The sequence below is a fragment of the Ahrensia marina genome, from assembly GCF_001293565.1.
GTDB classification, from domain to species: Bacteria; Pseudomonadota; Alphaproteobacteria; order Rhizobiales; family Rhizobiaceae; genus Ahrensia; species Ahrensia marina.
The window spans coordinates 48,853-71,410 of the sequence record NZ_JXMU01000003.1 but is presented as its reverse complement, the minus strand read 5'-3'; the positions used below and the strand labels follow the sequence as shown (position 1 = coordinate 71,410).

At 49.7% G+C, this 22,558-nt stretch carries 17 protein-coding genes; 1 reads left to right on the top strand and 16 read right to left on the bottom strand.

Annotated elements, in window-relative coordinates; translation table 11 throughout:
* The first annotated feature begins 201 nt into the window (after window positions 1–201).
* On the top strand, window positions 202–2,505 hold the full coding sequence (locus SU32_RS03235; RefSeq protein WP_053997904.1) for an ATP-binding protein: 2,304 nt from the start codon (window positions 202–204) through the stop codon (window positions 2,503–2,505).
* 25 nt (window positions 2,506–2,530) lie between these two features.
* Here SU32_RS03235 and SU32_RS03230 read toward each other — a convergent pair whose 3' ends face one another.
* The 16 genes from SU32_RS03230 to SU32_RS03155 form a co-directional block, all read right to left on the bottom strand.
* Window positions 2,531–3,001 carry an EF-hand domain-containing protein gene (locus SU32_RS03230; RefSeq protein ID WP_053997903.1) on the bottom strand — a complete coding sequence of 157 codons (471 nt, stop codon included), beginning with the start codon at window positions 2,999–3,001 and terminating at the stop codon, window positions 2,531–2,533.
* Between the two features lie 57 nt (window positions 3,002–3,058).
* Window positions 3,059–6,034 (bottom strand): bifunctional [glutamine synthetase] adenylyltransferase/[glutamine synthetase]-adenylyl-L-tyrosine phosphorylase, encoded by a 2,976-nt coding sequence (locus tag SU32_RS03225; RefSeq protein WP_053997902.1) that lies wholly within the window; start codon window positions 6,032–6,034, stop codon window positions 3,059–3,061.
* Between the two features lie 22 nt (window positions 6,035–6,056).
* Window positions 6,057–7,478 (bottom strand): sensor histidine kinase, encoded by a 1,422-nt coding sequence (locus SU32_RS03220; protein ID WP_053997901.1) that lies wholly within the window; start codon window positions 7,476–7,478, stop codon window positions 6,057–6,059.
* Window positions 7,478–8,149 (bottom strand): response regulator transcription factor, encoded by a 672-nt coding sequence (locus SU32_RS03215; protein ID WP_053998065.1) that lies wholly within the window; start codon window positions 8,147–8,149, stop codon window positions 7,478–7,480. Before SU32_RS03215 ends, SU32_RS03220 begins: the two co-directional genes overlap by 1 nt.
* Before the next feature lie 142 nt (window positions 8,150–8,291).
* Entirely contained in the window at window positions 8,292–9,770 is a 1,479-nt protein-coding gene (locus SU32_RS03210; RefSeq protein ID WP_053997900.1) for a Do family serine endopeptidase, read from the bottom strand.
* Window positions 9,771–9,940: 170 nt separating this feature from the next.
* Window positions 9,941–11,170, bottom strand: a complete 1,230-nt coding sequence (locus SU32_RS03205; RefSeq protein ID WP_053997899.1) for a bifunctional alpha/beta hydrolase/OsmC family protein — start codon at window positions 11,168–11,170, stop codon at window positions 9,941–9,943.
* 75 nt (window positions 11,171–11,245) lie between these two features.
* Window positions 11,246–11,722, bottom strand: coding sequence for a cytochrome c-type biogenesis protein (locus SU32_RS03200; protein ID WP_053997898.1), 477 nt, complete (start codon window positions 11,720–11,722; stop codon window positions 11,246–11,248).
* Window positions 11,719–13,719, bottom strand: a complete 2,001-nt coding sequence (locus SU32_RS03195; protein WP_053997897.1) for a heme lyase CcmF/NrfE family subunit — start codon at window positions 13,717–13,719, stop codon at window positions 11,719–11,721. The genes SU32_RS03200 and SU32_RS03195 overlap by 4 nt, the downstream gene beginning before the upstream one ends.
* The gene (gene ccmE, locus SU32_RS03190; RefSeq protein ID WP_053997896.1) at window positions 13,716–14,159 is read right to left on the bottom strand and encodes a cytochrome c maturation protein CcmE; all 444 of its coding nucleotides are present in this window, start codon (window positions 14,157–14,159) and stop codon (window positions 13,716–13,718) included. The genes SU32_RS03195 and ccmE overlap by 4 nt, the downstream gene beginning before the upstream one ends.
* Before the next feature lie 18 nt (window positions 14,160–14,177).
* The gene (ccmI, locus tag SU32_RS03185; protein ID WP_053997895.1) at window positions 14,178–15,359 is read right to left on the bottom strand and encodes a c-type cytochrome biogenesis protein CcmI; all 1,182 of its coding nucleotides are present in this window, start codon (window positions 15,357–15,359) and stop codon (window positions 14,178–14,180) included.
* An 84-nt stretch (window positions 15,360–15,443) separates the two neighbouring features.
* Entirely contained in the window at window positions 15,444–15,884 is a 441-nt protein-coding gene (locus SU32_RS03180) for a hypothetical protein (protein ID WP_053997894.1), read from the bottom strand.
* A gap of 72 nt (window positions 15,885–15,956) precedes the next feature.
* Complete coding sequence (locus SU32_RS03175) at window positions 15,957–17,279, bottom strand: ATP-binding protein (protein ID WP_160316285.1); 1,323 nt, start codon at window positions 17,277–17,279, stop codon at window positions 15,957–15,959.
* 56 nt (window positions 17,280–17,335) lie between these two features.
* Window positions 17,336–18,022, bottom strand: a complete 687-nt coding sequence (locus SU32_RS03170) for a response regulator transcription factor (RefSeq protein ID WP_053997892.1) — start codon at window positions 18,020–18,022, stop codon at window positions 17,336–17,338.
* A gap of 71 nt (window positions 18,023–18,093) precedes the next feature.
* A complete protein-coding gene (locus SU32_RS03165; protein ID WP_144421020.1) occupies window positions 18,094–18,360 on the bottom strand; it encodes a hypothetical protein in 267 nt (88 codons plus the stop codon).
* A 60-nt stretch (window positions 18,361–18,420) separates the two neighbouring features.
* Window positions 18,421–18,627, bottom strand: coding sequence for a hypothetical protein (locus SU32_RS17060; protein WP_082376384.1), 207 nt, complete (start codon window positions 18,625–18,627; stop codon window positions 18,421–18,423).
* Window positions 18,628–18,649: 22 nt separating this feature from the next.
* The gene (locus SU32_RS03155; RefSeq protein WP_053997889.1) at window positions 18,650–22,555 is read right to left on the bottom strand and encodes a baseplate multidomain protein megatron; all 3,906 of its coding nucleotides are present in this window, start codon (window positions 22,553–22,555) and stop codon (window positions 18,650–18,652) included.
* Window positions 22,556–22,558 lie beyond the last annotated feature (3 nt).

Below are 22,558 nucleotides of genomic sequence, written 5' to 3'. Positions count from 1 at the left end.
CCGTCTCAAAACGGAACAAAGATAAAACTGTTAAAGTTTTTCTTAATTATTTGACTCAAGGGACTAGACACAGGGAATCACTTTTGATTCATTGTGTCTAGCTGCTTCGTTGTGTTTCGGCAGCTGCGTATCCAAAATCACTGCAGAGGGCAGCTATGGGGGCTGTTTTACAAAGCGCTGCTTGGCGCTAAGGGGACCACTTTGTCATTCGCTGATCTAACGAGGTTTGATGCTGACGGAATGGAAGGCCACGCAAAATTTCTTGCGGAGCCGGTGGCAAGCCCGATTTCAGTTTTGGAACCTTATCTGAAGCGCTCCATACCCATTTTAATTATGATTTTCCTATGCGGCTTGTTTTTTGTACGCGGCACAACATTGCTGGCTGACCGGCAAATCGCTGGCGAGCAAGGCCGGATGTTTGCTTCGCTACTCGCGTCTTCTGCAAAAAGTGCTGTCGACAACGCCCGTGACAATGGCTTTGCGCCGGTAAGCGGCCCGGATTTTGAACAAATACTCGTGCGTGTCCTGCCTCCTGAAGCAACTCATGAAGGCCGGTTCGTTGTTGTTACGGGCGAAGATGGCGAAATCATTGGCATGCGCGGCGGTGATCAATCGCTGTTCGGGAAAAATCTGCCTGCAATTCTCAGTCAGTCGCAAGCCTTGTTTCTGTTCGGACAAGATGCTGGCGTTCAGGAACTTTTGCTGAATGGAACACCGCACATTGTTAGCGCCACAAAAATTGGCGGTGGTTCTTCAGTTATCGCCGTTATGCAATCCGAGGCGGACCTTTATGCCGCCTGGCAACGACGATGCGCGCTTACGGTGACTGTGTTTGCGCTGACCTCCAGCATTCTCATCATTTTGCTTTATGCCTATTTTGCACAAATCGCACGCAGCCGGTCAGCCGGAAAAGTTTATCGCGAAACCTTGAAACGCGTAGAGATGGCACTCGCACGCGGTCATTGCGGCTTGTGGGATTGGGATCTGGCTCACGGCCGTATTTTCTGGTCGCGGTCAATGTTTGAAATGCTGGGCTATGAACCTATCGATGATGTGCTGTCATTCGGCGAGATATCTCCGATGGTTCACAGCGAAGACATGGACCTGTTCGAACTTGCCCAGCGCGCTGCCGCACATGAAATTACCGCTGTCGATGAAATTATCCGTATGCGGCACGCGGAAGGTCACTTTGTAAGGCTGCGTATTCGCACAAAACTCGTCGAACATCCATCCGGCGGCAACCACCTGATCGGCATTGCCGTTGATGTAACAGAAAACCACCGTCTTGCAGAACAGTCAGAAATCGCCAGCCAAAACTTGAAAGCGGCTATTGAAAGCACATCTGAATCGTTCTCACTTTGGGATGACGATGACAAGCTGGTTCTGTGCAACAAGAAATTCGCTGAATATAACGGCCTTTCCGACGAAGCCCTGATACCGGGCACCCCGCGCAGTCAAATTACAAAGTTGATCAGGGAGCCATTGATCGAGCGTCGTCTTGTCAGCGATGACGAACTGGGCACATCGAAAACTTACGAGCGGCAAATCGCTGATGGCCGCTGGTTGCAGGTCAATGAGCGGCAGACACAGGCCGGTGGCATGATCTCTGTCGGCACTGATATCACGCAGTTGAAACTCCAAGAAGAACGCCTTCAGGAAAGTAAGAAGTGCCTTATTTCATCCGTTGAACAAGTGACTATCGAACGTACAAAATCACAGCTTAAAGCGATGGAGCTTTCCGAGCTCAACAAAAAATATCTCAAGGCAAAAGAAGTTGCGGAAGCTGCCTATCTGGCGAAAACCGAATTCCTAGCCAATGTGAGCCATGAACTACGTACACCGCTTAACGCAATCATCGGCTTTTCTGACATTATGCAAAGCAAGATGTTCGGGCCTCTTGGCTCTGATCGTTATGATGAATATGCCAAAGATATCAATAAAAGCGGCAGCTTCCTGCTTGGCGTTATCAATGACATTCTGGAAATGTCTAAAATTGAAGCGGGCCGTGTTGTTCTTGAAAAAGAAGATATTGAGCTTCGCCCGCTGATCGAGGAAAGCGTTCAAATGCTTTCACTTCAGGCCGAGCAGAAAAACATTCACGTTGAGCAGAACATCAGTTGCGACATGTCGATCCTTGCGGACCGCCGGGCAATGAAGCAGATTCTGATTAATCTGGTATCCAATGCGGTAAAATTCACCGAAGAAGGTGGCCGCATCAAAGTGCGCTGCAAAGCACTTTCCAATGCCCTGCAAATTACGATTGAAGATACGGGCTGCGGCATCCCCAAAGCAGCACTAAAGCGCATAGCCAAGCCATTTGAACAGGTGCAGAACCAATTTTCCAAAAATCACACCGGTTCTGGCCTTGGCCTCGCGATTTCCAAGTCACTGGCGCAACTTCATGGCGGCTCGATGAAAATTCGTTCAGTGGAAGGCAAAGGAACGATCGTTTCTGTGCGTATTCCCATTGAACATGATGCCACGATAAAAGAGGCCGCTGAATAAGCGGCCTCTTGATTATGACGTTCGATTAGCCGCGGTCACCGCGCTCTTTCTTGCCTTTACGGTCGCCTCTTTTCTTAGCGTGCTTCGGCATTTCGTCGAGCGTTGCAAAACCATCATCGTTTTTATCCATCAAGGCGAAAAATTTCTGCTGGCGGTTTTCAAGTTCTGCCCGTGTTACTTCTTCATTACCATCAAGATCGAAGCGCTTTGCTATTCTCATTGCCCGGCGTTTTTCGCCCTTTTTCTCTGTTTCAAGAGCTTCGATTTCAGCTTTGGTAACGACGCCGTTGCTATCGGCATCAAGGCCTTCAAAACGCTCGATCAGCGGCGCGCTGAACTCGGCGAAATCAAGCTTACCATCGCTATTGGCATCCATTTTTTCAAAGCGCATCTCTGCGCGTCCGCCACCGCGTTTTTCAGCAAATGAAGCCGATACGGAACCCGCAATTACCGCTACGCTCAAAACTGCGATTGTTGTTTTTTTCAATACAGACATTTTATTCTCCATGCATCATTGTTGATCCAGCTGGAGCTTTAAGTGCCTGTGTTTATTTCAGGGCTGCTCCAGAGATATATACTGTTCGAAAATTGATCGAACAGCGTGACTATGCTCTTGAAGATGGGCTTCCAGTTGGATGATATCTGGCATGTTTGTAGCCGCACACAATTCTTCCACCAAACCCTTTGGTGCACTCTGCGGGTCAAATTTTTCCGCCGAACACAGTGCAATCAGTTGACTGATTTTGCTGTAAATGTCCAAAGCCTCAATCAGCTCTTTCCTGTCATTTTCAGCAATGATTTCTTCATTAAGCAGTCTGAGAATATCTCCAGCACCATGGGCATTCAAATTACGGTTCGTTAAACCAGCCTTACAATTTGGTAAGTCAGTCAGCATCCAATATTGCGTCAAAAACTCAATATCGACGATACCGCCGGGGACCATTTTCAGGTTCCAGATCGATTTGGCGGGCTTTTCTTTTTCCAAACGAAGGCGCATGGAAGCAATGTCGGCGACGATCTGTTCGCGCTCACGATTTATACAGATAATCTCATTGCGCTCGTCCGCAAATTTTTCCATCAGTGTTGGATCACCGCAGACCGGCCGCGCCCGCGTCAAAGCCATATGTTCCCACGTCCAGGCATCTTCGCGTTGATATCTGGAAAACGCCTTTAGAGATGTTGCTAGCGGTCCCTTATTGCCGGACGGGCGCAAGCGAAAATCAACATCATAGAGAACACCCTCCGCAGTCGGCGCAGACAGAGCGGCGATAAGGCGCTGTGTCACACGGGCAAAATATTGCGAAGGTGTCAGAGGTTTCTGACCATCGCTCTCGGCCAAAGCATCGGGCGCATCATAAATCAATATCAGGTCGACATCGCTGCCCGCTGTCATTTCCCTGCTTCCCAGCTTGCCAAGGGCAACCAGACACATGGATGCGCCTTCTATGACGCCATGCTTTGCTTCAACTTCCTCCGTAACAGCGATCAGAGCTTTCTCCAGCAACATGTCCGCGAGAGCGGATAGCGCCTTGGCGGTTGTTTGCGGGTCGATAGATCCGGTCAGCATTCTAACGCCAATTAAGAAACGTTGCTCGGCGGCAAATATACGCAAACGGTCGAGCACATCCTCATAAACTCTACCCTCCCCGACAAAGAAATTCAGGCGTTCCTGAAGCTCGGAATGGTCCGGCATACGTTCAAAAAATGCAGGCTCCAACATGCCGTCAAAAATGAGCGGGCGTGCGGTGACGATATTGGCAAGCCGCGGCGCCGACGATAATATTTTGGACATCAGCCCAAGCAGTTGCCGATTGGAATTCAGCATTGAGAATAGCTGCATGCCTGCGGGCAAACCGGCCAAAAGCTTATCGAATTTAATCAGGGTTTCATCGGCCTGACCAAATTGTGCAAAACTATCCAGCAGGCTTGGCAAAAGTGCTGTCAGTTGCTCACGCGCTTTGGCAGAAGACAGCGCACGGTACCGGCCGAAGTGCCAAGTGCGCACAATATTCCAAATATCAATTGCCCGCTCAAAACCCATTGCGCTTAGATTGTTCAAAGTATCAGGATCGGGATCACCCCCTGTGAAAACAAGATTGCCCGCTGGACCGCTTAGAGTTTGCTCGTCTTCAAACAGGTCGCCGAAATGCTTCTCGACAATTTTGAGATGCTTCATCAACTCCGTACTGAACGCTGCAACATCTTCCAGCCCCAGTAGACCTGCGATCACTGCGAGCTCTTCATCATCTTTGGGCAAATCGTGCGTTTGTTCATCCGCGACCATTTGAACTGCATGTTCTGCCCGCCGCAAAAAGCTGTAGGCGGCGGACATTTCATCACGCACTGACACATCAATCCAATGCTCCTCGGCCAACCGGTTGAGCATCTCCACCGTTTCACGGTGCCGTAAACTTTCCGCGCGGCCGCCTGCAATCAGCTGCTGTGTTTGAACAAAAAACTCGACTTCGCGTATTCCGCCCCTGCCCAATTTTAAATTATGGCCATGCACGGTAATTTTACCATGGCCTTTATGGGCATGGATTTGGCGCTTGATAGACTGCACATCGGAAATGGCTGCGTAATCAAGATATTTACGCCAAATGAACGGCTTTAGCTCATTGAGAAACGATAGTGCCGCCTGATGATCACCGGCCACTGGACGGGCTTTAATAAAAGCTGCACGTTCCCAGTTCTGCCCCCTGCTCTCATAGTAATGAAGTGCTGCATCAACATTGACAGCCAAAGGTGTGGCGCCCGGGTCAGGGCGCAATCTCAGATCGGTGCGGAAAACATATCCATCGCCGGTACGCTCCTGCATAATACGCACAAGACGGCGCACGAAACGGCTCATCACTTCAGTCGCGTCTTGACCTTCAGCGAACTTCATATTCTTGGCGTTAAGATCGAAATAAATAACGATATCAATGTCTGATGAGTAATTGAGCTCCCGACCGCCGAGCTTACCCATCCCTAAAATCACTAGTCCGCAATCTTTGGACGGATTTTGCAGGTCGGCAATCTCGATCTTGCCGCTTTCGGCCGTTGATCTAAGCAGCCAGTTCACCGCGGAACTAAGACAATTTTCGGCTAATTGGGAAAGAAAATGCGTTGTGGTTGCGACGCTATTGCTTTGCGCCAGATCGCCAAGCGCAATCAAAATATGGGCTTCGTGCTTAAGTACCCTTAAGCTGGACATCAATTCAGCCTCACTCAAATCAGGTGAGTTGCCCAATTGCAATGCGTCATCGACAAGGCTTTGAATTCTGTTGTTCAAGCCATGCTCGCAGACAGCTTCAAGCCCTTCAACGAAGGTCAAAATGCCGCTTCGCAAAAAGGGAGACAGGCACATTATTTTCGCTAGAAAATCCGTAAGTGCATCGTCTTTATTGTCGATACATGCGGCGAGTTTCTCAGCACCGGCACTGCGTGCTGCTGACAAAAGCGTGGCTTTCGCTTCATCAAGCATTTGCGTGTTAGCGAAAAACAAATGTGCGGGCGGTTTACCAAACCATTTTTCGGAAGCGTTCAAATCAAACCTCGTCAGATTATGACTAGGTCTTAGCAGTTGTCTTCTGAATTGGAAATGTCAGAACTGCCCGCAATCCGGGACCGGCATCCTCTAAAGTGAGCGTTCCTTTGTGCATATCCATAATCGCGGCAACAAGGCTGAGACCAAGACCGGAGCCCGGCTCGGAACGGCTCTCATCCAGACGGACAAACCGCTGCAAAGCACGTTCACAATTTTCAGCCGAAATACCCGGACCATTATCTTCAACGGCGAGAGTTATGCTTTTCTGATCGTCGGAACGCTTGCCTAAAATAGAGATAATTGTGTCATCGCTCTGACCGTATTTGACGGCATTATCGATGAGGTTCGTCAACGCCTGACCAATGAGTTGTCTGTTTCCAGTTACAACCAAATTATCGTCGATTTTGGAGATCAACTGACCACCGGATTCCTCGACCAAAGGCTCATATAGCTCCGCAACACCTTCGGCAATTTCGTTTAACTGAAGCTCTGTTTCGCTATGCTTGGAATATCCGGCCTCCACTCTTGAGATGAGCAGCATCGCATTGAATAACTGAATGAGTTTGTCGGATTCAGCTATCATATCATTGAGGGCATCACGATAATCGTCATCTGATTTGCCACTGCGCAAAGCGGCTTCTGCGCGATTTCGCAGCCGTGTGAGCGGCGTTTTTAAATCGTGCGCAATATTGTCCGAGACTTCTCGCAAACCGCTGTTCAGCTTCTCAATACGGCCAAGCATCGCATTGAGGCTGACGGACAAACGATCAAACTCGTCATTGGCCGTTGAGACCGGCAAGCGCTTGCTCAGATCACCGCCGACAATGTCCGCACTCGCTTTTGAAACGCTATCGATTCTGCGTAGCGCACGCCGCCCGACAAAGAACCATATCAACAAGCCGCCCAGAGCCATAATGCCGAGAGCCAAACCCAGCGAGCTTCTGATAATCTTTTTGAACCGGTCAGGCTCACCCAAATCACGTCCGACAAGAACGGTCAGCCCATTTTGAAATTTGATACGCTGGCCTATCGCCCGCGGCGCATCATCGTCATCCAGTTCTTCGTTTTCCTCACCAATGCGCGTGTAACGGAATGGTTTTGGCGTGTAGCCTTCCTTCTTCAAAACACCGCGACCGATTTTAGCAATATTACCTGCGAGAATACGGTCCTGCTGATCCGAAACCAGATAGACAAAAGCGTCCGGTCTGCGCGAGCGACGATCAATTTCGCGAACCAACAGTCGAATGCCGCCGCGATTGTAGACACGGTTGAGGCTTTGCAGTTCCTGGTTCAAAGACGTTCTTGTCTGGTTGATGAGAAAACCACCGGCCAGATGCGTCATATAGAAAACAAGAAAGATCGCGCATATCGAAAACAGCAGCAGATACAGCGCGGATAACCGCGCCGCAGTCGTTTTCATCATGGAAGAGAATCTTGATAGCATTATGCGCGCATCACATAGCCGGCGCCGCGGATCGTATGCAGAAGCGGCTTGTCGAAGCCTCTTTCAATCTTGCTACGCAATCTTGAAATATGAACATCGATCACATTTGTCTGCGGATCAAAATGATAATCCCACACATGTTCCAAAAGCATTGTGCGTGTGACGACCTGCCCCGCATTGCGCATAAGATATTCCAGCAAACGGAATTCACGCGGTTGCAAGAGAATTGTCTGGTCGGCCCGCTTCACCTCACGTGACAAACGATCAAGCACGAGATCGCCTACCTGATATTGCGATTGATTTTCGCTGGCGCTGCCGCGTCTGACCAATGCTTCCAATCGCGCAAGCAATTCTGAAAAAGCATATGGCTTGGTCAGATAATCGTCACCACCGGCACGAAGACCAGTGACACGATCATCAACCTCGCCCAATGCAGATAATATAAGAACGGGCGTATTGTCGCCATTCTCGCGCAGTTCTGCAACGACAGACAATCCGTCACGCTTGGGCATCATTCGGTCAACGACCAGCGCGTCATAGCCACCATGATCTGCCAAGGCAAAACCATCAATGCCATTATGCGCCAGATCAGCGACATGCCCTGCCTCATCCAGTGCATGGCGTAAATATTTCGCCGCTTCGACATCGTCTTCAATAATAAGAAATTTCATAGCCATGTTTAACAATGCCGCGTGAAAGTTGAAAGCAAAAATACGGCAGCGAATATGAAGGGGGTATCCGCTGCCGTACAGTTCACGGCGAGAACAACGATATACTGAATATCAGCCGGAACTTATGAGGTTGGAGAACCGATTAACCGATTGGCACAGCCACAAAGCGGCTACGGTTCTCATTCTCCAAACGAAGCAAGGCTGCCTTTCTGCCTTCTTTCTTGGCAGCGGCGATTTGCGCATCAATATCACTCGCAGAGTTAATCGTTTCGTTGTTAATCTCCGAGATGATATCTCCGGCACGAATGCCCGCTTCAGCCGCGTTTGAACCCGGCTCCACCGATGTAACCAGAATGCCTTCGCCCTGATCATTTTTCATCACAGTCAGACCGAGGTCTTCCATCGCCGTTGGATCAACTTCCTTTTCGGCTTCCAGACCCGCAACCTTATCGCGTGGCAGTTCTCCCAGAGTGAGATCGACCGTGCGTTTTTTATCACCACGCATGATTGTGATCTCAACCGATGACCCCGGATCAATTCCGGCAATGGTTTTTGACAGTTCACGCGGGCCTTTAATCGCAACGCCGTTAACTTCGGTAATGATGTCACCCGCGCGAATTCCGGCATCTTCAGCAGGTGCTCCTTTTTGAGGCTGGGAGACCAGCGCACCGTTTTGATTATCCAGACCCAGTGATTCCGCGATATCAGCGGTTACCGGTTGAATTGCAACGCCAAGCCAACCGCGTTCTACGGAGCCATCATCCTTCAGATCGGCAATCACGTCTTTTGCAAGCGTTGCAGGCACAGCAAACGCAATACCAACATTGCCGCCTGAAGGAGAGAAAATTGCCGTATTGATGCCGACAACCTTTCCAGAAAGGTTGAATGTCGGGCCACCGGAGTTACCGCGGTTTACAGCAGCATCAATCTGCAGGAAATCGTCATAGGGTCCGGCACCGATATCGCGGCCGCGACCTGACAATATACCTGCTGTTACCGTGCCGCCAAGGCCGAACGGGTTACCGACAGCAACCACCCAATCGCCAACGCGGATATCATTTTCATCAGCAAATTCTACATATGTGAATTTGCGTTCCTCTTCGACCTTCAACAAAGCAAGGTCTGTGCGCTGATCTTTACCAATCAACTCGGCATCAAGCTCTGTGCCGTCATCCATCAGAATTGTGAACTCTGTTCCGCCATCGACGACATGGTTATTGGTAACCAGAAAACCATCTTCGGAAATAAAGAAGCCTGAGCCTTGGCCAATCGGGCGGGCTTTATCAAAGCGCTCCGAGCGCCGCTGACGGTCGGGACGCGCTTTACCACTTCTGTCTTCGAAAAAACGGCGCATCTGATCTTCGAAATCACCACGGGGATCGAACTGGAAAGTGCCGCCACGGTTGGATACCGGTCGCACATCTGATTTTACGCGGACAGAAACGACCGCTGGCGATACCGCTTCAACTATATCAGCAAATCCCGGTACGGTTGCTGTCTGCACGTCAACGGCATCGGCATAGGCCGGCAAGATTGACGAAGCAGTGTAACCTGTAAACCCTGCGCCGATGACCGCGAGAGCAAGAGCAGATTGAGAAAGACGTTTTGTAATTTTTTGCATTGTAATTCCTCGAATAAACCTGTTTTTCATCAGGCGTTGGACCACTCAAAGATTGTAAAAATTACGTTCTTTGGAGGTTCCTTGTTATCGAAGTTCACATTGCAACAACCTTTCCAGTGCATGAAAAAATTGTAATTTTCACGCCGTTATAAAGCCACATTTTTCTACGCTCAGGTGGCCTCCACAACTTTGGTTACAACCTTTGCTGTACTTTCCAAGGTTCGGTGCACCGGACATTTATTGGCTATTTCCTCAATCTTGTCAGCGATCTCAGGGGAAACCTCCCCTTCTATGGATATCTGACGCTCGAAGCGATCAATCTTACCTGATTGCTGCTTCTCGCTTTCCGTACATTCCTGACAGTCTTTGAAATGAATTTTCTTGTGACTGACATCCACAGTTACAGTTCCCAAGTCCAGTTTCTTAAAGTCGGCGTACATACGCAGTGTCATGGAAGTACAGGCGCCAAGCGCGGCGCTCAGAAAATCATAAGGGCTGGGACCGGTATCGGTTCCGCCAACGGACTGAGGCTCATCGGCAAACAGGCGGTGCTTTCCGGCTTGAACCGTGTTCTGGAACTTGCTGTCACGCGTTTCCTTTACCCGAACATGTTCGATCTCCGTCTCACCTTGCGGTTCATCTTGGGGTAAAAGTTTCGAGGCCCATGCCGAGATCATTTCAGAAGCGAACTCAGCATCACTTTCACTTGAAAGCAGATGGTCGGCATGATCGAGAGATATGAAGGATTTGGGGTGTTTTGCCGCAACAAATATGCGTGTTGCATTATCAATGCCAACGGTCTGGTCAATCGGTGAATGCATCACCAGAAGCGATGCTTTTATCTTTGCGATTTTATCCACCAGATTGGTGTCGCGCGCAGCCTCTATAAATCCCTTGCCAATTTTAAGCTTGCGCCCGGCAAGGACCACTTCGGCCACACCATTTTCTTCAATTTCCGGGATTTTATCATCGAACATGTTCAGCACATGCTCCGCGTCAGCGGGTGCGCCGATGGTGACAACACCTTTGATGTCAGGAATTTCTGTTGCCGCAGCCAATACCGCCGCCCCGCCAAGCGAATGCCCGATAAGGATGGATGGTGCTTCACCCTGTGCGCGCATATATTCTGCTGCTTTGACCAAGTCTTCAACATTGGATGCAAAGCTGGTGTTGGCAAATTCGCCTTGGCTGGAACCAAGGCCCGTAAAATCGAAGCGCAATACAGCGACACCAAGACGCGACAAATGCGTTGCAATACGCCGCGCAGCCAAAATATCCTTTGTGCAGGTAAAGCAATGCGCAAAAAGCGCGTAACCGCGAATCTTACCGTCCGGCCGGTCAAACCGTGCAGCAAGCATTTCACCGGATATGGATTGAAATTCGCGTTTCTCAGTCGTCATAGCACACCTCAAATTGAACTTTGCGGTATACTAACGTTAGTTTTAGTAACCGACATGTCAAACTTTCGAGAGTGACTATTGATCTCTTTTTCTGTCCAAAAGATCGTTGAGGCGCTGCTCTTCTTTTTCTGTAAGCGGCGTAGGGCTAGCGGTGCCGGAACTATATCGTCTGCTGTAACTGAAAGCGGCTAATGCGCCTAAAAACAGCACCAATAATGGCGTTCCCCATAGTAAAAAATTGCGCGGCGAGAACGCCGGCCGAAGCAAGACAAACTCGCCATAGCGATCGACAACATAATCCATCACTTGTGCATCTGTATCACCGGAGACCAGCCGTTCACGCACAATAACGCGCAGATCGCGGGCAAGCTCGGCATCGGAATCATCAATAGACTGGTTCTGGCACACAAGGCAGCGCAAGTTCGCTGAAATATCACGTGCTCTTTGTTCGAGCTTCGGATTGTCGAGAATTTCATCCGGATTGACGGCAAGGCCAGGTGCAGTGCTTAAGAGCACCCCTAATATGCACACTGACAGAAAGCGAATGATCATTCAGCCACACCTGTTTGTTGAACTTTTGGCTTATGACGCGCCTTGGCGGCAACGGGCGCACCAATACGCAGACGCCGGTCTGAAAGAGAGACCACGCCTGCAAGCGTCATCATGAGGCAGCCGAGCCAAATCAGCGTAACCATCGGTTTCCACCAAATACGTACGACAATTTGATTACTGCCATCCACTCTTTCTCCCAGCGATACGTAAAACTGATTAAATGCTTGCGTTAAAATGCCTGCTTCCGTTGTTGGCTGACGACTTGCCGTGTAAATTCGTTTTTCCGGCTTAACTTGCCCAAGTGTTTTACCGTTTCGCGCCACGGTAAAAACAGCCCGATCAAAAGTATAGTTTGGTCCTTGAAACGCATTTATTTCTTCGAAGGTCATATCAAAACCGGCGAACTGGGTGGTTTGCCCGGGCGTCATCCGCAAAACAGTTTCATCTTCAAATGTCGTAACGGCAACGATACCCAATGTTGTCACCCCCACACCGGCGTGTGCCAACACAGTTCCCCAAGATGAGCGCGGAAGTCCTTTAAGGCGCGCCCAAGCGACAGAGGGCTTTGCTTTCGGCAATCCAGCTTTAGCCCAAAGGTCTGCAAATGCACCGAAAATCAACCAGAACGCCAGAGCAAAAGCAAACACGGCCAATATTGGTGCTTCATATATAAAATACACAAAAAGAAGAGCGACAAAAAGCGAAAGCCCGGCCGCAATCCAAAGCCGTTCAAAGGCACCATAAAAATTGCCGCGCTTCCACGCTAAAAACGGACCAAAAGGAACCGCTATCAGCAAGGGGATCATGAGCGGTCCGAATGTTAAATTGAAATATGGTGCGCCCACGGATATTTTTTCGCCGGTGACCGCTTCGACCAAGAGTGGGAAAAGAGTGCCAACCAAAACGGTTGCTGCCGCCGTTGTTAAAAACAGATTGTTTAGAACCAACGCTCCTTCACGTGAAATCGGATGAAACATCCCGCCGTTTTTCAACGTTGATGCGCGCATGGCGAAAAGGACAAGCGCGCCGCCGATAAAGGCGATGAGAATGAGCAAAATAAACAGCCCGCGGGACGGGTCATTCGCAAATGAATGCACCGATGTGAGGACGCCTGAGCGAACGAGGAACGTACCGAGAAGCGAAAAGGAAAAAGCAAGAATTGACAAGAGTATTGTCCAGACTTTCAGCGCTTCGCGCTTTTCCATGACCAAAGCGGAGTGAAGAAGCGCTGTACCGACAAGCCAAGGCATAAAGGAAGCGTTTTCAACCGGGTCCCAGAACCACCATCCACCCCAACCGAGTTCATAATAGGCCCAGTATGAACCCATCGCGATACCTGCTGTCAAAAAGAGCCAAGCTGTCAAGGTCCACGGACGGACCCAACGTGCCCAGGCAGCATCAATTCGACCTTCAATCAGGGCCGTGATGGCAAAGGAAAAACAGATCGAGAAGCCGACATAACCGACATAAAGCAGAGGCGGATGAATGGCCAAGCCGATGTCCTGAAGTATCGGATTAAGATCCTGGCCTTCAATTGGAGCCGGAACCAGACGGATAAATGGATTGGAAGTCAGTAGAAGAAATGCCGTGAATGCGAGTGTGATTGCGCCCTGTGTCGCCAAAACACCGGCCTTCAAACGGGCAGGTAAATTGCTGCCGAACACAGCAACCAGAGCGCCAAAAAAGGAAAGAACCAATACCCAAAGCAGCATCGAGCCTTCATGGTTTCCCCAAACGCCCGTGAACTTATAAAGCAAGGGTTTGGCCGAGTAGGAATTCTCCCATACGTTCTTAACCGAGAAGTCAGACGTTACATAGGCCCATGTCAGTACGCCGAAAGCAAGCGACAGAATTAAAAAAACAGAAATCGCCAATGATGGCGCAATGGCGATAAACCGGCTGTCATCATAGCGTAAACCTGCGTAAGGCAATACCATCTGAGCCAGCGCCAAGGCAAAAGCGAGTACAAGAGCGTAATGTCCGAGTTCTACAATCATTGCGCCTCAGTTCCTTTCCAATAGCCCTGTTCTTTCAGGCTATCTGCAACTTCACGCGGCATGTAAGTTTCATCGTGTTTGGCCAGCACAGTATCAGCTGTAAATGTTCCGTCTTTGCCCAAAACACCTTCGGCAACAATGCCTTGCCCTTCGCGAAATAAATCCGGCAATATTCCAGCATAGCGTACTTTTAATGCAGCATTTGCATCTTCCACGGCAAAGATGACAGCATCTTCCAGAGAGTTATCCACGGAGCCTTCAACAACAACGCCGCCCAAGCGGACCCGTCCGCTTTCACCCGGCGCGACATTTACAAGATCTGACGGCGTGCGAAAAAAGGTTACCTGCTCGCTCAGTGCTGTCAGAACCAGCGCTACGGCAACAGCCAGCACGCCAAGGGCACCAAAGATTACAGCCGAACGCTTCTGTTTACGTGTCATAGCTATGCACCCCCGTTCCTATTGCTTTACTTTCAAGCCGATTTTTTCGGCAAAAGTATGAATTTGCGCCTGCTTCTGCGGATCGCTTGCAAAGGCCGAAGTTGCCCGCTCCAATGCTGCAACCGCCTCACTTTCTTGGCCAAGTACCATACGCGCGCGAATAAGCCGCTGCCATTCTTCAACCGTGCCTGCATTTTCCTGAAGTCGGCTATCAAGTTGCTCAACCATACCGGCGATCATAGCCTGTCTGTCTTCTTCACTCATCTGTTCGGCATCTTTGATTGCCTGTTCATCAGGCCCAGGCAAGGCCAATGTATTTTCTCTTGCCAAACGGGCCATACTCTGCGCCGCAGCGACACGCCAACTGCCATCAATTGTTTCATTATTCACAATGGCATTCCATTGCCTCGCAGCGGTATCTTCACGCCCTGCCTGCGCATTGCCAAGTCCGAGATAGTACAAGGCTCGTCCATTTGAAGGCTCAAGAGCGACAGCACGCTTGAAAAGCGCATCGGCATCAACGGTCACAACGCCGCCTGCCATTGCCGACAAGACTTCGCCCAGACCGGAAAGGCGCTGCGCATTTTCACCAAGAAGACGAATAGCATTGCGGTAGGCATCAGCCGATTTGGGCCCTTGTCCCAAACGAAAATACACAGGTGCGAGAACATCCCACCCCTTGCCATCCTGCGGATTTTCTTTCAGATGGCTTTCCGCACGTGCAACAAGCTGCACAAGTTGCTTATCCTGTTCGCTGGATGCCGTTTCGGCTTCTTTAATCGCTTGAAGGCGCGCAGCTAAGGGCTGTGCTCCGATTGTCGGTGAACCTAATGACGTATACATCAATAGCGACAGGCCGGGGATAAAAACAAATGCCACCGCAGCTAAAATTCGTGTCCCGAAAACCCGCCTTTGACTTAACCGCGTACTCGTTTTGCCGGAATCACGTTTTTCCTCAGCAGCTAAAAGGCGTCTGGCAATTTCTATACGCGCCTGGGCTGCATCATCTTGCGAGATGGCACCGCGTTTCTCTTCTGCGTCCAATTCTTCCAGCTGATCTTTATAGACCGCGATATCATGCTCGAAATCCGCGACCCTGTTTTCAGTCGCTCCAATATTACTTGAGCGCGAAAAAGCCGGCCAGAAAGCCAGCGTCAACACACTCAACGTCAATACAGCAATTAATATCCATAAAACCATGCCTACAGATACGCATTCGTCACTAAAAATACCATGTTAATTCGGCTAGGTGCGACAATGATGCCGTGAAACCGATTTATCCCGTCAACTTAGCAATGACCAACTGCCGCCCTCATTGCGGCAGGCAGTCCCCTTTGCAGAAGACTCTACGCCGCCCTCGACCACCGTATGCTCGTATTGGCGGCAATCCTGAGAGCCTACACGGTAGGGCTGAGATGGCACTATGCTCCCGGAAATCGCTTTTCCCTGCCAGAGAACAGCTTCACCGGGCGCAGTGTACTCAAGTGCGAGATATTCTTTTTGAAGAGCAATGGCTTTATCGCCGCGCGCAATACCTTTGCTCGTTAAGCGCGTAATCAAACCACCATCCAGCGCTGCGATCAGTTCGCCGGATGCAACCGTTTTTGTCTCTTGTGACAAAGCCGTTGGCGCCAGTGATGTGTTCAAACCAGTAGAAGTACAACCAGCAAGTGCCAACGAAAACGCAACACCGCTCAATGGTGATAACCGACGAAGTGAAGCCATACTTATTAAATACCCAACCTAAATATTATCCTGTTCTTCTCTAAGACAAATTTTACGCGGCAACAATGTGGCTTAATTGCTCTTTGCGGCCGGTAAATACACTGAAACCTGAAGCCCGCCCAAACGACTTTTGCCTAACGCAACCTCGCCACCATACGCAGTCACAGTATCGTTGACGATTGAAAGCCCCAATCCCGTCCCCGGTACTTTTTCGTCCAGTCGCTGACCGCGTTTAAGTGCTTTCTCATACCCTTCCACCGGAATACCTTCACCGTCATCAGCAACATTTAGCAATATCCATTGCCGGTCTGAATGCTCCCGTTCTGCTAGGCACACCCTAATCAAAACTTTTTTATCGGCCCATTTGCATGCGTTTTCAAAAAGATTGCCGAGAATCTCCTCAAAATCTTCTTTTTCACCGGCGAACAAAATCTGATCATCTTGTATTTCGGTTTTTATGTCTAAGTCGGGATTGAGTTTTCGCATGACCTTGGCCATGCGCTCACTCGCCTGAACAATATCGGTGCGAAACGTTAAACTGCCCTGCTGCGCTGCAATACGCGCACGGTTAAGGTAGTGGTCGACTTGAAGCTGCATTGAAGCAGCTTGCGTTCTGACTATCTCCGACGAGACAGGTGCGTTGGTCCGTCCTTCGTTTTGGAGCACAGCAAGTGGTGTTTTTAGAGAATGAGCAAGATTGCCAACTTGTGTTCTCGCCCGTTCGACAATCTGCTTGTTGTTCTCAACAAGAATATTCATCTCTGAAACCATAGGCTCTAATTCTGTTGGGAAATCGCCTGAGAGCTTTTCGGCACGACCATCACGAATTTCGCCCAGTGCATGGCGTATACGATCAAGCGGCTTTAAGCCAAAGAGAATAACAAGTACATTGATGCCCACCACCCCAAAACCAAAAGTACCCAGCAAACCTGCGGCATTAAGCGCGAAATCGCGAATGCCCCGCTCAAACTCACTTTGATTGCCGCCGACTTGAAACAAAGCGATACGGCCTTCTCCCAAGTCAATTTCAGATTCCTTGACGCGAATTTTTAAATTCTTAGGGCCGTCGACCACATATGTTCGGGCGAACTGGTTGTCATAAGGGATTTCACTCAAATCAGGACGCGAGAAGGTAAATCCAGCCATGGATGGCGACGTTAGAACATCGTCTGGCGCACCACTGAGAATTTGCACCCGCCAAAGCCAACCCGATTCAGGCGCGAGAAAACTGTTCTCACCGAGATTGGGCGCTCCTGTTAGATTTCCATTTTCATCAACGTCGACGGCACCAATTAGGGAAAAAAGTTGAGCTTGCTGTAGCTCTGAAAAGTTTCTTTCGGCCCCTGCCTTAAACTGCGTGAGTAATAGCCAGCCTAAAATCACGATTGCCAGCACAGTCCACGCACTGGAGAGGACAACAACCCTGCGTGTGAGCGACAAGGCTTTCATGTCTATGCCGAACCTTTGGCTTCTTTCGATGCAGGATCGGTCATACGGTAGCCAAGGCCACGTACTGTCTCAATCAAATCATGACCTATCTTTTTGCGGAGACGCCCAACAAAAACTTCGACGGTGTTGGAATCGCGGTCAAAATCCTGATCGTACAAATGTTCAGTCAACTCGGTACGGGAAACGACTTCCGACTGGTGATGGATCAAATAAGACAACAGGCGAAACTCATGTGATGTAAGCTTGAGCGTTACCCCATCAACCACCGCTTTGGACGCTTTTACATCAACGGTTAGCGGGCCGCAGCGCAATTCAGAAGAAGCATGACCGGCAGCACGTCTGATGAGCGCCCGCACCCGCGCTAAAATTTCTTCGATGTGGAAAGGCTTCGTGACATAATCGTCTGCGCCGGCATCAATTCCGGAGACTTTATCACTCCAGCGGTCACGCGCCGTTAAAATCAGAACCGGCATGACGCGGCCATCTTCGCGCCAACGTTGCAAAACACTAATGCCGTCCATTTGCGGTAAACCGATATCGAGAACGACACAATCATAAGGCTCTGTGTCGCCCAAGAAATGACCTTCTTCGCCATCACTGGCTGTATCGACGACATATCCTGATTCTTCCAGCGCCTGTTTGAGCTGGCGGTTTAGATCAGCATCGTCTTCGACAACCAGAATGCGCATGAAACTTCCCCGTATTGATTCTGTTTTATTCCACCATCAAAGATGAAATTCAAAGTGCACTCAAGGTGCTATTATTGGGGAATATATGCGACTTCCCGTTTGGGACGCTCACCATTTTTCGCCTGCGTAAGAATAACCACCTTGCAAACGGCTTGCCCGTTTCGCGAAGCAGCTTCAGCAGCAACAAGGGTAGACGCTTGTTGAGCCGCATATCGTTGCCCTGCCGCAAAGCAATTGTCTGCGGCAAGTTCTATTGTTTGCGCGCTAAGCGCCGCATTGCTCATGGCGCTCAAACAGAGGGCCGCTGACATGGTATATTTGAATAGTTTTATCATCATGGCACCACTTATACATTCATCTGTCTGAATGGGACATGAACACCTGCACGTCAATTTCAATTACGAAATTTTTGCGGAAGCCGAAATTCGTCCGAAAATTGCAACAATTCCAGCAATTGCTGTCACCAACTGCAACAGGCCCACACTTAAACTCTCGCGCAGACTATCATCAATCGTAACGCCGAAAAAAGCGGCCACTGTCGCGATTATGCTAATTAGAGCTGCCCATATCGTTTTTGATAAATACCAAGGTTTATTATCGGTCATTCTGCATCCTTTCTATTGATAGTCACGTAACCTCAAGCTCAGCGAATGCAGGAATACCTTCTCCCACTCTTTCACTAAGCTGAACAATGCGAACGGACAGCGCTACAGGTTGTCCGCCAAATAAATCATTCAATATTGTGCTCGTCAGCAAAATTTCGGGCTGGCTTGTTTCAAAGCTGCCCAGCACAGTTTGAGCCCCGTCCAGAATGTCTACTTTGTAACGCTCAAATGCTTCACCAAGCGGTATATCCAATCCAAGCCAACTGTCAGCATTGATGCGCCCACGGCGTATCCATTTAATCAAGATAGCGCCGCCTTCAGCTTTAGATGCTCTGATATGCACCGGTGAAAGTGGTTTGAGAGCGCGAAGGCCGCCCTCTGCACTAAATGTCGTGTAATAGCGGTCGGAAAAATCTTTACCCGCCTCGCCAATTCGAAAATTAACAGGACTTCCGATTTCCGCATCCCTTAAGCCTATCGGGGTAATGGCATCATTTAATAATACAAATTTTGCGCCGATATCCGCACCTAAAGCCATCAAATCTTCAGTTCCGCCCTGCCCGCGCAAAAGCACTGAGAGACGCCATATCTCAGGGCTGATTTCTACAGCATTGGCAAATTGAAACACTTCCCAATTGCCGGGCACTGTCTCAACCGCGGCAAGGTTGCGTCCTGCCAGCATGGAGAGCTGATCCACACTTTCCAACTCACCGTAACTTAACGCAACATCAAGCGTATTGGCATAATCAAACCTGCCAGATGCGGCAGGCATTAGCGGAGTGACCAAAGCTCCAACCGTAGCATTCTGCTCAATATTACCGCGTGCAGCATATCCTTGCGTTGTGGCACTTGCGAAAATATTCTGCGTCCGTTCAGGAGAACTCAGTGACGCAACACGCAATTGCTCATTCTCGGATGCTCCGTCTACCATAGGCAAATCAAGAACAGTCAGTTCAGGCGGGCCGCCAAAGGAGCCCAAATAAGCAGCGGTATCCTGAACGCCGGGCAATGTTGGCAGGATAGAAATCTGCCTTTGCTTTGTTATTGATCGCGCTTCCACCGCCACAAATTCACGCAGCGTGATTTGCTCGATGATAAAATGCTGATCTTCCGCATCATCAAAGGCGATCACATCGCCGGTACTCAAGTCGCAATAGGACAAAGGTAAGCCAAACTTGATTGTTTCGCGCCCAGACCAAGCATTTGACAATATCTGGTTAGCGTACTTGCGCGCCTCGTCTGTATGCAGAATAGCCGGCACATCCAATACAACTTGGCGATCGGCAGTTTTTTCGCGCCGCCTGGAATAGGTCGCCCTTGCCTGATAATCCTGAAGAGGGTCTCGGGATCCGATCTGCACTTCATTGGGTAGTTCGTTTACCTGAGACAAGGTGCGTTCTATACGCGACTCATTGTCAGAAAGAACAACATGATTATGGTCAATAATGCGGGCCTGATAAGAATCTATACCCGAAAAACGCAAACCATTCACATCACTGGCAACCCCGCCAAATAGTTTAAGCAACGGCTCAAGTGTCGCACGAACACTTGCAGGAGAAGCCAACACCACACCGGTTACATGACCACTTAATGTGCTGGTTTCCGGCAGAGGCAAACCGTGATCAGTGAACACGGCTTTAAAAAGATCGGCAGCATTTACCGTTCCCAGCCTTCCATTCATCCAGTGCCCGCGCAGCCAATTTTCTCCATCGCCCCAGACACCCACATTGAGCGGAAATGCAGGTAAAGGGCGCGCATCCCACGCCCAAAGATACAGCCTTTCAATATCCACCATTGGCTTGCTTGTCAGCGATGAAATTGGATTAGCGTTGGCACCTGAAGACCAATGATTGTGATGCGCACTTAGGAAAGCACGTTGAATATCATCGTCCCGACTACCGTTTGAAAAATATGGCAGTCTGGCTTCACTGGAGTTCTTGTCGATAAAAGTATTGGGTTGGTTCGCACCGCTGTGAACTGCAGGACAACCCAATTCCATCATGAATATGGGTTTAGACTCAGGTATCCAAGCTGTTGGAGAAACCTTTTCAACGCCGCCAATGCGCTCGAAATGATGGTTCATCCACCACGATTTCAAATCCTTGTAGCGAAAAACCCAAGGTTTTGAGTAAGCACCATCCGTTATCGGTGTTCGTATACGAGCTTCGCGGTCAGAATGGCTGGCATAATACCAGTCAAAGCCTTCGCCAGATGTGATTGCCTGTGCCAGCGCATTGGTGTCAGAACTCCACCTTTGGCCATCCGGATTGGGTTGACCTGTCTCAACATCTGACGCGCGCCAATCACTCAGCGGCATGTAATTATCTATGCCAATAGCTGCAATATTCGCAGAGGACCACAATTGATCGAGATGAAAGAATACGTCCCCGGATCCATCTTGCGGATGGTAGCCAAAATATTCAGACCAATCCGCCCCGTAAATCAGATTGGTGCCTGGTGATACTATTTGCGCTACATCATTGGCCAGATCGACCAAGGCGTCGACGAACGGGAAATTGTTTGTCTCACCGCGCGCCGTCGTCAGCGAGCGCATTTCGCTGCCAATGATAATGGTATCGACACCGCCAGCCAATTTTGCAAGTTTGGCATAATGAAGGATCATTCGGCGGTAGCCAAAATCGCTGGAGTTACAGTCAATTGATCCACCATTGGTGAAAAAATCACTTGCGACAGCTGTTCCTACAAAACCGGCAATCTGTGATTCTGCGGCTGATGATCCATCCACACTGCCTGCCTGCCCGACGGCAGGGTTGGGCGTGATACGCCCGCGCCACGGATAAGGAGGCTGATAGCCGTTGGAATACGGATCCTGAAGGGTGTTATAGGATGGCACATCAACAAGAATGAACGGATTGAGCGTAACACTCAAACCGCGAGCTTTAAGATCATGAATAGCAGCAATCACACTGGAATCATTTGGCGTTCCACCAAATGCCGACCGTTCATTTTCCCTTGAAATCAGATGCGCATGAGGTGATTGGCGCGTAACGCCACTCACATACCAAGGTTCGGACTCCTCAAACGGATTAGTCGTAACAATTCCGGGGCGAATGCGTGCATGACTTGCTCTCAGATCATCGGCATACCACGCCAATACAAGCGAAACATGTTTCAGGTTCGGGCATACTGCCTGTAATTCATCAATTGATGCCTGCCAGTCTGTGTCCGCATATAAAATATGGCGATTAAACTCGCGTGTTTCAAACTGATTGACGCGGGCAAGAACGGGAGTAGGATCAAGGCCATGTTCAGTTGCACCGGGAATGATACTTATTGCCCGAACATCTTTTTCGAGTTGGCCAACGGGCCGCAACACTTCCACCTGAATTTGCGGCAGTCGGTTGCCGTAGCGCTCAAGAGGCATACGTTCTATAACGATATAGGCAGTGCCACGAAACGCTGTTGCATTTCCTGACCCTTGTTTGGCCTGAATTAAAGCATCAGGTAACTGATCCTCGCTACCGTTATAAAACCGATATTCGATATCGCGCAGGTCCACCTCTTTACCGTCAGCCCAAATTCGTTTGATACCGGCAATTTTTCCTTCGCATATGCCGAACGCGGCACTTGCGTAATAGGTGTAGGATGTAACTTTAGGACCTCTTGTTAAAGAGCCCTTTCCGCCTTGACGCTGCGTGGTTTTCTCTTCTTCTAACCGTGTCGCCCATATGACTGTTGTGGTTACACGGGCATAGCCGTAAACGCGGCTAATCGGTGTGCCGTCCTCTGCCGACATTGGCCGCCCGCCAGCAAGGCGCGCGCCCTCAATTGTGCGCGTTGAATTGATGATCGACTGGTCAATGATATTACCAGTAACAGCACCAAGCGCAGAACCAACAGCAGCGCCGACCGGACCGAAAACACTGCCGACAACAGTGCCTACGGTTCGCAATAATAGGGTAGCCATTGA

Excerpts from the sequence above, each read along its gene's own strand:
- SU32_RS03170 (WP_053997892.1), bottom strand. The coding sequence starts at position 18,022 with ATGCGCATTCTGGTTGTCGAAGACGATGCTGATCTAAACCGCCAGCTC.
- SU32_RS03205 (WP_053997899.1), bottom strand. The coding sequence starts at position 11,170 with ATGACGACTGAGAAACGCGAATTTCAATCCATATCCGGTGAAATGCTT.
- ccmE (WP_053997896.1), bottom strand. The coding sequence starts at position 14,159 with ATGACACGTAAACAGAAGCGTTCGGCTGTAATCTTTGGTGCCCTTGGC.
- SU32_RS03165 (WP_144421020.1), bottom strand. The coding sequence starts at position 18,360 with ATGATGATAAAACTATTCAAATATACCATGTCAGCGGCCCTCTGTTTG.
- SU32_RS03155 (WP_053997889.1), bottom strand. The coding sequence starts at position 22,555 with ATGGCTACCCTATTATTGCGAACCGTAGGCACTGTTGTCGGCAGTGTT.
- SU32_RS03210 (WP_053997900.1), bottom strand. The coding sequence starts at position 9,770 with ATGCAAAAAATTACAAAACGTCTTTCTCAATCTGCTCTTGCTCTCGCG.
- SU32_RS17060 (WP_082376384.1), bottom strand. The coding sequence starts at position 18,627 with ATGACCGATAATAAACCTTGGTATTTATCAAAAACGATATGGGCAGCT.
- SU32_RS03195 (WP_053997897.1), bottom strand. The coding sequence starts at position 13,719 with ATGATTGTAGAACTCGGACATTACGCTCTTGTACTCGCTTTTGCCTTG.
- ccmI (WP_053997895.1), bottom strand. The coding sequence starts at position 15,359 with ATGGTTTTATGGATATTAATTGCTGTATTGACGTTGAGTGTGTTGACG.
- SU32_RS03230 (WP_053997903.1), bottom strand. The coding sequence starts at position 3,001 with ATGTCTGTATTGAAAAAAACAACAATCGCAGTTTTGAGCGTAGCGGTA.
- SU32_RS03200 (WP_053997898.1), bottom strand. The coding sequence starts at position 11,722 with ATGATCATTCGCTTTCTGTCAGTGTGCATATTAGGGGTGCTCTTAAGC.
- SU32_RS03180 (WP_053997894.1), bottom strand. The coding sequence starts at position 15,884 with ATGGCTTCACTTCGTCGGTTATCACCATTGAGCGGTGTTGCGTTTTCG.
- SU32_RS03215 (WP_053998065.1), bottom strand. The coding sequence starts at position 8,149 with ATGAAATTTCTTATTATTGAAGACGATGTCGAAGCGGCGAAATATTTA.
- SU32_RS03220 (WP_053997901.1), bottom strand. The coding sequence starts at position 7,478 with ATGCTATCAAGATTCTCTTCCATGATGAAAACGACTGCGGCGCGGTTA.